The sequence below is a fragment of the Hydrogenovibrio marinus genome, assembly GCF_013340845.1.
GTDB classification, from domain to species: Bacteria; Pseudomonadota; Gammaproteobacteria; order Thiomicrospirales; family Thiomicrospiraceae; genus Hydrogenovibrio; species Hydrogenovibrio marinus.
On sequence record NZ_AP020335.1, the window covers coordinates 41367 to 53413 of the forward strand.

12 protein-coding genes are annotated in these 12047 nt (G+C 40.0%); 9 read left to right on the plus strand and 3 right to left on the minus strand.

The features are described from left to right. Nucleotides 1-61: 61 nt before the first annotated feature. The gene (traF, locus tag HVMH_RS00200; protein ID WP_029911385.1) at nt 62-1369 is read left to right on the plus strand and encodes a conjugal transfer protein TraF; all 1308 of its coding nucleotides are present in this window, start codon (nt 62-64) and stop codon (nt 1367-1369) included. Nucleotides 1370-1465: 96 nt separating this feature from the next. After that, complete coding sequence (locus HVMH_RS00205; RefSeq protein WP_029911382.1) at nt 1466-2206, plus strand: hypothetical protein; 741 nt, start codon at nt 1466-1468, stop codon at nt 2204-2206. Nucleotide 2207: 1 nt separating this feature from the next. Here the strand turns inward: HVMH_RS00205 and HVMH_RS00210 are convergent, their stop codons facing one another. Together HVMH_RS00210 and yihA are read right to left on the minus strand one after the other, a co-directional pair. Then, nucleotides 2208-2759 carry a DUF924 family protein gene (locus tag HVMH_RS00210; protein WP_029911378.1) on the minus strand — a complete coding sequence of 184 codons (552 nt, stop codon included), beginning with the start codon at nt 2757-2759 and terminating at the stop codon, nt 2208-2210. Nucleotides 2760-2765: 6 nt separating this feature from the next. After that, entirely contained in the window at nt 2766-3389 is a 624-nt protein-coding gene (gene yihA / locus HVMH_RS00215; protein WP_029911374.1) for a ribosome biogenesis GTP-binding protein YihA/YsxC, read from the minus strand. A 152-nt stretch (nt 3390-3541) separates the two neighbouring features. Here yihA and HVMH_RS00220 point away from each other — a divergent pair, with 152 nt between their 5' ends. The 5 genes from HVMH_RS00220 to HVMH_RS00240 all read left to right on the plus strand — a co-directional run bounded on the left by HVMH_RS00220 (nt 3542) and on the right by HVMH_RS00240 (nt 9506). Then, nucleotides 3542-5533, plus strand: a complete 1992-nt coding sequence (locus tag HVMH_RS00220; protein WP_029911371.1) for a cytochrome c biogenesis protein ResB — start codon at nt 3542-3544, stop codon at nt 5531-5533. A 2-nt stretch (nt 5534-5535) separates the two neighbouring features. Next, complete coding sequence (gene ccsB / locus HVMH_RS00225) at nt 5536-6711, plus strand: c-type cytochrome biogenesis protein CcsB (RefSeq protein WP_029911368.1); 1176 nt, start codon at nt 5536-5538, stop codon at nt 6709-6711. A 22-nt stretch (nt 6712-6733) separates the two neighbouring features. Then, entirely contained in the window at nt 6734-7363 is a 630-nt protein-coding gene (locus tag HVMH_RS00230; protein WP_029911365.1) for a thiol:disulfide interchange protein DsbA/DsbL, read from the plus strand. A 138-nt stretch (nt 7364-7501) separates the two neighbouring features. Next, a complete protein-coding gene (locus tag HVMH_RS00235; RefSeq protein ID WP_029911362.1) occupies nt 7502-9145 on the plus strand; it encodes an acetolactate synthase large subunit in 1644 nt (547 codons plus the stop codon). A 16-nt stretch (nt 9146-9161) separates the two neighbouring features. Beyond that, nucleotides 9162-9506, plus strand: a complete 345-nt coding sequence (locus tag HVMH_RS00240) for a hypothetical protein (RefSeq protein WP_029911361.1) — start codon at nt 9162-9164, stop codon at nt 9504-9506. Here the strand turns inward: HVMH_RS00240 and HVMH_RS00245 are convergent. Next, entirely contained in the window at nt 9503-10069 is a 567-nt protein-coding gene (locus HVMH_RS00245; RefSeq protein WP_029911360.1) for a nitroreductase family protein, read from the minus strand. The genes HVMH_RS00240 and HVMH_RS00245 overlap by 4 nt on opposite strands. Before the next feature lie 313 nt (nt 10070-10382). Here HVMH_RS00245 and HVMH_RS00250 point away from each other — a divergent pair, with 313 nt between their 5' ends. Beyond that, the gene (locus tag HVMH_RS00250; RefSeq protein WP_029911359.1) at nt 10383-11297 is read left to right on the plus strand and encodes a hydrogen peroxide-inducible genes activator; all 915 of its coding nucleotides are present in this window, start codon (nt 10383-10385) and stop codon (nt 11295-11297) included. 5 nt (nt 11298-11302) lie between these two features. Continuing rightward, entirely contained in the window at nt 11303-12025 is a 723-nt protein-coding gene (locus HVMH_RS00255; protein WP_081822734.1) for an MlaA family lipoprotein, read from the plus strand. The last annotated feature ends 22 nt before the right edge of the window (nt 12026-12047 follow it).

The window sequence follows — 12047 nt, forward strand, 5'->3', positions numbered from 1 at the left end:
TGTAAGATGCCTATAATAAGATTTACGCAATTATTTATATCTCTCTGGAGGAGTCTAAGCCATGAAAAAACATGTATTATTAAGCTGCGTCCTAGCAGCTTGCGCAACTGGAGCTAATGCAGCACCTAGCTCTTACATGCCAATCGGCCCAAATATCACCTATGGCGATGCATCTAACTCAAATACAATCTACAGCCCGCTGGCTAACCCCGCTTATAACGCTATCAATAAAAGCGATACAGGTGGTTACCGCGTTGGTCTAGGCGCCGGGTTCCAAATAGGCGTTGAATCTCATGGTTTGCAAGGATACTCAGATTACTTCAAAGATAATATCCAGTCTATCCTAGACAAAACATATACTAACTCGACAGACGCTAACAATGCGAAAAACCAACTACAATCAAACTTGAATACATATTTTTCTAACTATAATAATGGAAATATTGCAGCAACGGCAGGAGTAACAATTCCTCTGTTAATCAAGTCCGGATCTTTCAGCGGCGGGTTGTCCCTAGATATTTCAAAACAAGCTGCAACTAAGGTTAATGTTGTAGACAACACGAGCACTGCTATCGTTGTTACCGCTACACCAAATGGATCTAATTATGATTTGAGTGTTAACTCCGGTGCCGCAGCATGGAACTTAAGCTATAAAGAACTTACAGAAGTTGCTTTAGGCTATGGAACCAATATTATTTCAAACAATAACTCTACCCTTTCTGTAGGTGTTACTGCTCGATACCTAAGCTTACTATCAAATACCAAGATGGTTGACTTCAGCCAAGTTGTCAGCGATAACAGTGGTAGTGGAAGTAAAGATACCGGGGACTATCTATCTGACTTAAATACGGGTTCTAGCGAAACTGCAATTACAGCAGATGTGGGTATTAACTGGATTCATGAAAACTACTCCCTCGGGTTAGTAGGGATGAATTTGACTTCACCAAAATTCAAAACTCATAACTTATCAACAACCAGCGCCAGCACAGCTTTCGCAAGTTATATCGAATCTGACTTCACTTTAAAGCCTCAGTACCGCGTGACAGGACAAATCAATACCGCCAGCCGTCACTGGACAATTGCAGGGTCATATGATTTGGCAAAAGCCAATGACTTGAACAACCAAGATACCCAGTGGTGGAGTGCTAGTGCTAGTTATGCAACCAACTCTGCTTGGTATGTTCCAGACGTTCGTTTAGGAATGCGTGGAAACCTAGCAGGAAATAAATACACTTATACTGACGTAGGTTTGACATTCGGCTTCTTGAATCTTGATGTTGCAACAACAACAACTGACTTCTCTGGTGTTATTAACAAACAAAAAGATGCCGGGTTGATTGCATCAGCTGGGATCGAATTCGACTTCTAGTCTTCACCTTCCATTTAATGCTTAATTTTTACCCCTCTCAATGAGGGGTTTTTTATGTAGAATGAAAATGTTCATTCTCAATTTAAGGTAAATATCATGCATGCTTCTACTCGCTTGATTACAGCGCCCTTGGCTTTTCTTTTACTATTTTCATTGAACGCTTTTGCGGGCAATAATATTGATTACTTAAACTTCAGCTCGCAAAACCAGTTTAAGGCGTTTTCAACCGACCTCACTGGAGTGCTTGGCTACAAAACCTTAAGTCCGGCAGAGCCTCTCGGTTTAACCGGATTTGATATAGGCATTTCCGCAAATGTCTCGCAACTCAAACACAAACATATGGACGCGGTCTCTAATAATGCTAGCAGTTCATTAAATGGTGTAACACTGCACTTAGCTAAGGGGATGCCGCTTGGTCTTGATATTGGTGTTGACTATACAACATTTCCCAACAGCAACCTTTCTACTTGGAGTACCAATCTAAATTGGGCAATTTTGGAAGGCAGTACAGTGTCTCCTGCGCTAGGAATTAATGGACATTACACTCAATCAAATGGTATCAGCGCGTTAGATTACAAAAGCTATGGGTTAGATCTCGGTGTTTCGAAAGGTTTAGCTAACTTAACGCCCTATGCGTCGGTAGGGGTGATTCAGGGTGAAGTTAATCCAAGAGAAAATAACCGCATCAGTGGCGTAACGTTGAAAAAAGTAAGCTCTACTTTAGCTAAATTAGCCGTTGGCGTGAATATCAACTTAGCTTTTATGGATGTTCTGGTTGCATATAACCAAATTGGAGATGTTCCGACTTATAGCATTAAAGCGGGCTATCGTTTCTAGGTCAGCCTTTAAATGCATCGCCTGAAGTAAGGTAGGTCTCTTCTTCAGCGGTGCTTAGTCGACCTAATATTGCATTACGATGCGGAAACCGTCCAAAACGCTCGACAATCTTTTGATGATGTCGGGCAAACTGAAGGTTATCGACTAATCCATAATGTTTGAACAATTCAACCGACTTCTGTTGGTCATGCAAGTTTTCACTGTGCATCAGAGGAATCAACAAAAATGCCAAGCGAGATTTTGGTAATTGATCTGCATACCCCTTTTCAAGAGCAATATAAGTTGCTTTAACAGCTTGCTGTTCAGTTTGGAAACTTTCAGGCAGCCCTCGAAACATATTCAAGGGCATTTGATCGAGTAAAATGATAAGCGCCAACGCGGATTCGGCATCGGCAAGCCAACTGTCTAGCATCCCTAGCTGGGCTTGTTGCCATAAATCTTGATACCTTTCGCGAATTTCAGTATCCAGCTCCAGCGTGGAATTAAACCACAAGGGTCTAACATGATCCGAAAACCAAAAGTCTAAAATACCTTTAACTTCTTTATCCTGCATAAGACTTTAAACCACTTGCTTTGGCGGTCTTTCATATTCCATCCATTCATCAAGCTTTTGCCAGGCAACATCAACACCTTGCCGTTTTAAAGAAGAAAACAGTTGTGCCGTTGCGTGAGGGTAGGATTCCTTCAAGAGTTTCTTCAGCTTCAATAGATTTGCTTGCGCCGGTCCCTTCTTCAATTTGTCCGATTTGGTCAACAAAACATGAACAGGTAACCCTAAATCTAACGTCCAATCCAACATGACCATATCAATTTCAGTCGGTGGCAGGCGGACATCCATCAACAAAATCATGCCACGCAAACACTCGCGTTGCTCTACATAAGCCGAAAGCCCTGCTTCCCAAGCCTGCTTTACATTGATATTTACTTTGGCATAACCATAGCCCGGTAAATCCACCAAGCGTCGATTCTCATCACACTCGAAAAAGTTAATCATCTGTGTGCGGCCAGGCGTTTTACTGGTTCTCGCTAAGGATTTCTGTGAAGTAAGCACATTTAATGCGCTAGATTTTCCGGCATTAGAACGCCCGGCAAAAGCGACTTCATAACCTTCGTCTTCAGGACAATGGCTTAAGTCAGGTGCAGATTTGAGGTAATGCGCTTTTTGATATAGAGGATGTTGCATAATAATTTGTGTGATCGAATTGACGAAATTCCGCTTATTTTATAGGGTTTTAGCGAGTGTTATGGGGATAAAGTCCTTAATACTTTATCAATAATAACAATCGGTTTATACTTTACAATCTTTTGTCTAATGAAATCCGAAAATCAGTAAAAATGTCAGAAAAAAACATCGTTACATCTAAAAAACCTAGCCTATTCATCCAATTCCTAGGGTCTATGAACCTTGCTGTGACGCTGTTGGTCATGCTGGCGATCGCCTCTGTTATCGGGACTGTTCTCAAACAAAACGAAGCTTTTCAAAACTATATTATTAAGTTTGGCCCCTTTTGGACCCATGTGTTCGATACACTCGGTCTATTCCATGTATATGGCGCCGCTTGGTTTATTTTAGTCCTGCTTTTCCTTCTAACATCGACTGCAACCTGTCTGGTACGTAACTCGCCAAACTTTATCAAAGACATGAAGCACTACAGTGAAACCATGTCGATCAATGCTTACAAACATCAGCCTTACTCAGAAACCTATGCGGTTGAAGGCTTCGATGAAGCATTAGCGAAGCAAACCCTAGAAGAAAACGGTTATAAGACTAAAGTACACCATAGTGAAAATGGTAACGTCACGGTTGCCGGGATGAAGGGTCGTTGGAGCCGCCTAGGTTATATTTTCACCCATGTATCCATTATCGTGATTTGTGTCGGCGCACTCTTTGATAGCGACTTATTACTGAAATATCGCCAACTGACAGGAACGCTTGCACCAGAAACCCGCTCGATTCCATTAAATGAAATTCCACAAAAGTCTTGGTTATCCCCGAATAACTTCTCTTTCCGTGGTACAGTCAACGTCGCTGAAGGTCAAAGTACCGATGTACTTTTCTTGCCTTATGGCCAAGGATTTTTGGTACAAAAACTACCTTTCTCAATCCACGTTAAGCAATTCCGTATTCGCTACTACGATACCGGAATGCCAAAATCTTTTGAATCAGATGTTGTCCTGACGGCGCCGGATCTGAAAAAACCTATTGTTAAGACTATTGAAGTAAACCACCCGCTGGTATACAAAAACTATTCAATCTATCAATCGTCTTTCGGGGATGGCGGAACCAAATTGAAGTTGGCAATACACCCGCTTTTGTCGCCATATCCAAATGCTCTGGACATTGACACAGCAGTAAGTCAGGTTGAACCTTTGAAAACACCTATTGGTACTTTCAAAGCTGAATTCAATGATTTCAAAATGTTCAATATCGTGCCAGCAACGAAAGAAGAGCAAGAAAAAACCGGCAAAAAAATGCACAACAATGGCCCTACCATTATCTTTAAGGTTCGTAACGACCAAGGAATTGCCTGGGAATATGAAAACTACATGCAACCTAACCTACAGGATGGTCGCTGGTTTTTCATGACCGGTATGCGTACTGAACCATCTGCGCCATACCGTTACCTGTTCATTCCTGCGGATGATAAGCGTACTAAAGACCGTTTCTTCAAATTCTTAGCTTTATTGAACAATTCGGTACAAATCCATCAATATCTGAAAGATGCCATTCCACAATCAAACAATTTGGATGACAAAACCTACAGCCTACAGCTTAAACTGCTGCAGCAATTGATGGTGTTGTTCCGAGACAAAGGTTTTAGAGGTATAGATTTATTCGTTCAGAAAAAAGTCCCTAAAAACGAGCAAGAAAAGGTCAAAGACTATTACTTAAGTCAAACAAGCTACGCTTTGCAGATGCTTTACCTTGAATTTATGGACAAGACTTTCCCAGATAAGCATATCAGCGGAAACAATTTGTCTGACTTCGACAAACAATGGTTTGAAGATGCGTTGAATGCAATCAACAGCTTACCAAACTATGGACCACCAATGTATTTTGAAGTGAAATCCTTCAAACAAATCAATGCAACCGGGTTACAAATCACTAAATCCCCTGGAAAAGATGTCGTTTTTTTCGGGAGTGCAATGCTTATAATTGGGGTATTCATCCTATTCTATGTTCGTCAGAAACGCGTTTGGCTGGCTTACTCTAAACAAGAAAACGCACTCACGATTGCCGGTAAGGATAGAAAAGATCTTCCGGAAACGAAAATTGAATTTGACCAACTCGTAGAGATTGTCAAAACTAACTTGAAGGTATCATAATCATGAACACTCTCAACTCGACAATTGAAACAAACTATGGAAATAAGAACCATTTGATTAGAGAAATTATCTGGGCAGCTCTCGTCGCTATCGGAAGTTTCTTGGCTTGGCAGGAATTTAATGCCTTGATGGGACTTTACGAAGACGCCATTCTGGTCGGAGCCACTGTCGGTCTGATCATGTTGGGGCGTTTTTGGCCTAGCATCAGAACCTTGTCTTATTTCATTACCGCTTTAACGCTTTTGGCATTGTGGTCTTACAGCATCCACAATAACCAAATCAGTGCAAACGAGCACGCATTCTTCCTACGCTTCTTGGTCTCGAGCCAATCGGCATTTATGTGGATGAGCGCTTTGTATGTCATGGCCATGGCAACCTACTTCTTTGCATTGTTCAATAAATCTGAATTTACCGGTAAGGTAGCTTCTACCCTAGCTTGGTCGGGTGTTACATTCGGGTTGGTCGGAATGTTGGTTCGCTGGCGTGAATCTTACTTGATCAACCCTGATTATGGCCACATCCCGGTCAGTAGTTTGTATGAAGTATTCATCCTGTTTACAGTCATCACGACCCTACTGTATCTTTACTACGAGCAAAAATTGAAAACCCGTGCCATGGGTGGTTTCGTTATGTTGGTAGTGAGTGCTGCTGTTGCCTTTATCCTTTGGTATACCTTTGATCGTCATGCTTATGTTATCCAACCTCTAGTACCTGCTCTGAAAAGTTACTGGATGAAGATACACGTTCCTGCTAACTTCATTGGCTACGGAAGTTTCTCTATTGCAGCAATGGTCGGTTTCGCCTATTTATTGACAGATTCTGCCGTTAAGAAAAACCCTAACAGCGAATTCGCAGCCAGAATGCCAGCATTGGAAAAAATGGATGACTTAATGTACAAAGCCATCTCTCTTGGTTTCGGCTTCTTCACCATTGCAACTATCCTAGGGGCACTATGGGCTGCTGAAGCTTGGGGGGGTTACTGGTCTTGGGATCCTAAAGAAACCTGGGCATTGATTGTTTGGTTGAACTATGCGGCTTGGTTACATATCCGTATGTCTAAAGGCTGGCGTGGACGTCCAATGGCTTATTGGGCATTGATTGGTCTTTTGGTAACGACTTTCGCTTTCCTTGGTGTGAATATGTTCCTATCAGGACTACATTCATACGGTGAACTTTAATATTTAATAGATCAATAACACTATGCTAAGAAGAGATTTTTTAACTACTCTATTCGGTGCCTCTACACTGGGACTGAGTTCCCAGGCGTGGAGCGCTCAACCATCAAAATTTTTGGAAGGCATCAACTACCAGAAACTGCCTAAACCCATTTCTATCGAGCCTTATAAGAAAAAAGTCGTCGAAGTCTTCTTCTATGGCTGCCCGCACTGTTATCACCTTGAACCAAGTTTAAATCAATGGTTAAAAACCAAGCCTAAAAACGTTCATTTCGAACGCATGCCTGCGGTTTTGGATAATCCAAACTGGGTGTTTATGGCGCGTGTTTTTTATACGGCTAAGGCATTGGGAATCTTAAATAAGTTTCACGAAGCCTATTTTGATGCCATTCAACGTGACGGAAAACGTATTTTCGATATTGAAACCCTTGCCAATTACTGCGAGCAATTCGGTGTAAAACACAGCGATTATGTTCAGATGTTCAAGAGTTTTAAAGTCGATCAAATGGTTCAAAAAGCCAGAATTCTAACCAAAGAATATGGTGTCGACGGTGTACCGGCGGTTATCGTCAATGGTAAATACCACACTGATGTTCCAATGGCAGAAGGTAAACCACAACTTTGGCAATTGGTTAACGAACTTACCCATAAATAATATTCAAAACAATTTTCTTTTTTGAGAACGGCGCTTGCGCCGTTTTTTATCGCCTTTTAAATCCATTGGTTTATAATCAAAAATAATGAAAATCTGCCAGGTTGGGTAGAAGCTAACTATGGATAAAAAGGACTCCTAATGAAAGCATCACAACTCTTTGTTCAATGTCTGGAAAATGAAGGCGTCGAATATATCTTCGGCATTCCAGGCGAAGAAAACATGGAGATTATGGATGCTTTGGTTGATTCTAAAATCAAATTCATCACCTGCCGCCATGAACAAGGCGCTGCCTTTATGGCAGATGTTTATGGTCGTTTGACCGGGAAGGCAGGAGTTTGTCTTTCTACACTTGGTCCAGGCGCCACCAACTTAGTCACAGGGGTTGCCGACGCCAATATGGATAACTCCCCTGTTGTTGCCATCGCCGGACAAGCCGCCACTACCCGCATGCATAAAGAATCTCACCAAGTTTTGGATTTGGTGAGTATGTTTAAACCCATTTCCAAATATGCCATTCAAATTCTTGAACCGGAAACCATTCCTGAAGTCATGCGAAAAGCTTTTAAATTGGCTCAGGCCGAAAAACCCGGCGCTTCGTTTATAGATTTTCCGGAAAACATCAGTGAAATGGAAATTGAAGAAACCCCTTTACCGGTTGTTCATTCAAAACTGACTTTGGCTGATTCTGAGTTGATTGCAGAAGCCTCAAATATCATCCAAACCGCAAAAAAACCTTTGATTTTGGTTGGAAATGGGGCAGTAAGAGCTAAAGCATCAGAAAGCCTATATGCTTTTTCAACTCACTACAATATCCCAATCATCAACACCTTTATGGCAAAAGGGGTGGTTCCACATTATAAAAACCCACTTTCTATGGGAACCGCCGGATTACAAAAAGGTGATTACAACAACGGCGGTTTTGCCGAAGCAGACTTGGTAATTTGTGTAGGATTCGATATGGTCGAATACCACCCTCACCTATGGAATCCAAACCGCAAACATAAGATTATTCATATCGACACCCGTTCCGCAGAAGTTGATTACAGTTATATCCCTCATGTCGAATTGGTTGGTAATATCGCATTTAATTTAGATGCTTTAAGACAAGCTTTACCTGAGCAACCGAAAACGCCAATTCAATTCCCACTAAGGCAATCTTTATTTGATGAAATGGAGCGTGTTTCACAAAGCCAAGATTGGCCAATGAAGCCGCAAAAAATCATTTGGGATCTCAGAACTGCGATGGGTAAAAAAGATATCGCTATCAGTGATGTCGGTGCTCACAAAATGTGGATGGCGCGTATGTTCCGTTGCGAGTTGCCAAACACCTGTATTATTTCAAATGGTTTTGCCAGTATGGGCATTGCCGTTCCTGGAGCCATCGGCGCAAAACTCGCCTTTTCAGATAGAGCGGTTGTCGCTGTAACAGGTGATGCAGGTTTTATGATGAACTCTCAAGAAATCGAAACTGCATTACGTAGTGAAACGCCTTTTGTCATATTGATTTGGAATGACAACCAGTACGGGTTAATTAATTGGAAACAGAAGCGCCGTTATGGCCGCCCTGCTTACATAGATTTCAAAAACCCTGACTTCGTTAAGTATGCTGAAGCTTTTGGCGCTACAGGTATCAGAATTAACGCTGCCGACGAATTACTGCCTGCATTGAAAACCGCTTTAGCTTCGAATACAGTCACCATTATCGATTGCCCTGTCGATTACTCTGAAAATGACCGTCTAACCGAGCTATTGGGAAGCGTTATCTCTGAAATTGAAAATTAAAAAATAGGATGATTCCATGATCTACGTTAAGAGAGATGAAAAAAATCAAATTATTGATATCTGCTTTGATCAAAAAGCAGATTATGAGAAATCATCCATTTTCAATGAAGACGTTAAAAACTTTATCCAAAAAACAGACAATCAAGAAAACGTCAAACGAATCATGTATGACCTGGATTTAGATATGGTTCGTATCACCGAAGACGTTATTGATGTATTGATCAAAAAAGAAATACTACTATTTACGGATTTCCCAGAAGCCGTTCAAAACAAACTGCTCTTCAAACGTTTCTTAAGACAAGCTTTAAGCCAAAATGGGCCAAATTATTCAGAAGAAGAAGAATCCATCCAGTTTAACTAATCATAATGCCTAATCACTTCAGAAATTGCTTTTCGTTGAGATTCTCCTACAGCTAACGGATATCCCATATATAAAGCTGCTATCAACTCATGATTTTCACTATCTAACTCTAAAATTGAAAAGGTTTCAGCATCTTTAAGAATCGGTCCTGAGCTCCATTGCACACCGATTCCTTGTTCCCAAGCAGACAGTTGAAAATTTTGTATTGCACAACTACAGGCAGCATAGTCCTCTTTACAAATCACTGGATCTTTAGATAAATTTTGAACCACTAAAACCAACTGAGGAATCGCTAAAAATTTCTTAATCGAATTTTCAAAAGACAAACGATAACCCTCAGACCCTTCTTCATGATTTTTCGATGCACGATTACTTGCATAAATCTTAGCTAAACGATCTTGGGTTTGACGACCTATAATCAAGAACTGCCAAGGTTCCGTTAGTTTATGATTTGGGGCATGAACAGCTGCTTCAATAAAAGATTCAATCAAATTCAATGAAATAGGTTTATCTTCAAATTGATAAACCGTACGGCGATTTTTTATCAATTGGGCTAATGACATAGTGATAACTGTAATAATTTAATTTTAACTATTATAAACGGGTTAATAATATAATCCTTAAAAACCCTGATAGTGAAAAACCTCTGTAAAACCTGTTACAACCTGTGAATAAAATTTGAATAACTGAAAGCCACAAAATTTATCCACAAATAAATCACATCTCATCAAAGGGCTATCATTAAATTTAAACAGGAAATATCCACATTATAAATCGTTGAAAACAATCTGATTTATAGAGTTATGCACCAAATAAAGCTTCACTAATAACAACAAAAAAAGAAAAAAAGAATATATATATCTTTCTTTAAATAATATGACATTAACTGAACTTAAATATTGCGTTGAATTAGCCAAAACCAGACATTTTAGAAAAGCGTCTGAAAACTGCTATGTCAGCCAACCAACACTAAGCGTTGCTATCAAAAAGTTAGAAGATGAATTGAATGTCACACTTTTTGAAAGAAGAAAAAATGACGTTATACTGACACCAATTGGTAAACAAGTTATTGAAATTGCTGAAAATATATTGAAGCAGTCGCAAATGATTCAACAGATTGCAAAAGATGAGTTTTCTGAAGTTTCTGAAGTAAATATTGGTGCTATCTATACCATTGGCCCTTATTTATTGCCAAGTGTTATCAAACAACTTAACCAAAATGCACCGCAGGTTCGTTTGACAGTTGAAGAAAATTACACCCATGAATTAGCGAAAAAACTGCAATCAGGAGAATTGGACATTATTTTGGTTGCCGAACCTTTCGATGACAAAAATATTGAAAAAATAACCCTCTATGAAGAACCATTTGTTGCAGCTTTACCAGTGCATCACAAAATGGCTGTAGAGCCAGAAATCAATTTGAATAAAATTGAAGAAGATGTGGTGTTTTTATTGGGTGCCGGACATTGCTTTAGAGATCAGGTTCTTGAAGCCTATCCCAATTTGAATCACTCCGGTTATCAAAGTCATCCATTACAAAAAACGCTAGAAGGTAGTTCACTTGAAACCATCCGTTATATGGTCGCTTCCGGAGCGGGATTGACAATTTTGCCTTGTACTGCTGTTCAAGAAAACAGTAATGAATTATTGGTTTATAAGCCACTTACTGCCCCTATTCCAAAAAGAACGGTTATCATGGCTTGGCGAAAAAGTTTTCCAAGAACGAAATTACTCAAACTCTTCCAAGAATTGTTATTGTCAATTCAGCTGCCATGTACGACTAAAAATTGATATTTATGAAGACATTATTCTTAAGTTTATTACTGTTATTTTCGGTATCGGCTTTTGCCGATCCTGGTTCACCGATGAATGACAAAGATCCTTATGAATCTTATAACCGTGCAGTATTTGCTTTTAACATGGGATTTAATGATGCTGTCGGTATGCCGGTTGCGAATGCCTATCAGAATTATGTCCCTTCTCCAGCACGAAAGGGCATCAGTAACTTTTTTCAAAATCTGAAAGAACCATTAAATGTGGTTAATGCTTTATTCCAGGGTAAACCAAAAGAAGCACTCAGCAGTTTTATGAGATTCAGTATTAACAGTACTTTGGGGCTTGCCGGATTATTGGATATTGCAACTCCTGCCAAATTGAAATATCAACAAGAAGATTTAGGTCAAACCCTCTATAAATGGGGATTTTGGGACAAATCTTCTTTTATTATGATGCCAATTTTAGGTCCATATACCACGCGTGAATTGGTGGGGGGATCAATAGATTCGGTCTATAACCCAACTTACCCTTATGTCATTCAAACAGATTTATCAGGAAGAGCGTTACTGTTTGTTGGTAGTAAGTTTGTTGATTACACCAAGGTAGTGAATTTAACGGGCGAGATGAAAAGCCAGCCGGATCCTTACATCTTTATGCGCGAATCCTATATGCAGTACCGAATGAATTTGATTTATGATGGAAATCCACCACAACCGAAATTAGATGACTTTGATTTTAATTAAATAAAATCGTATAAATACGCAT

What these genes read in the sequence shown, in the direction of transcription:
- HVMH_RS00220 (WP_029911371.1), top strand. Translation starts at nt 3,542, where the DNA reads ATGTCAGAAAAAAACATCGTTACATCTAAAAAACCTAGCCTATTCATC.
- traF (WP_029911385.1), top strand. Translation starts at nt 62, where the DNA reads ATGAAAAAACATGTATTATTAAGCTGCGTCCTAGCAGCTTGCGCAACT.
- HVMH_RS00205 (WP_029911382.1), top strand. Translation starts at nt 1,466, where the DNA reads ATGCATGCTTCTACTCGCTTGATTACAGCGCCCTTGGCTTTTCTTTTA.
- HVMH_RS00210 (WP_029911378.1), bottom strand. Translation starts at nt 2,759, where the DNA reads ATGCAGGATAAAGAAGTTAAAGGTATTTTAGACTTTTGGTTTTCGGAT.
- HVMH_RS00250 (WP_029911359.1), top strand. Translation starts at nt 10,383, where the DNA reads ATGACATTAACTGAACTTAAATATTGCGTTGAATTAGCCAAAACCAGA.
- ccsB (WP_029911368.1), top strand. Translation starts at nt 5,536, where the DNA reads ATGAACACTCTCAACTCGACAATTGAAACAAACTATGGAAATAAGAAC.
- yihA (WP_029911374.1), bottom strand. Translation starts at nt 3,389, where the DNA reads ATGCAACATCCTCTATATCAAAAAGCGCATTACCTCAAATCTGCACCT.
- HVMH_RS00255 (WP_081822734.1), top strand. Translation starts at nt 11,303, where the DNA reads ATGAAGACATTATTCTTAAGTTTATTACTGTTATTTTCGGTATCGGCT.
- HVMH_RS00235 (WP_029911362.1), top strand. Translation starts at nt 7,502, where the DNA reads ATGAAAGCATCACAACTCTTTGTTCAATGTCTGGAAAATGAAGGCGTC.
- HVMH_RS00240 (WP_029911361.1), top strand. Translation starts at nt 9,162, where the DNA reads ATGATCTACGTTAAGAGAGATGAAAAAAATCAAATTATTGATATCTGC.
- HVMH_RS00230 (WP_029911365.1), top strand. Translation starts at nt 6,734, where the DNA reads ATGCTAAGAAGAGATTTTTTAACTACTCTATTCGGTGCCTCTACACTG.
- HVMH_RS00245 (WP_029911360.1), bottom strand. Translation starts at nt 10,069, where the DNA reads ATGTCATTAGCCCAATTGATAAAAAATCGCCGTACGGTTTATCAATTT.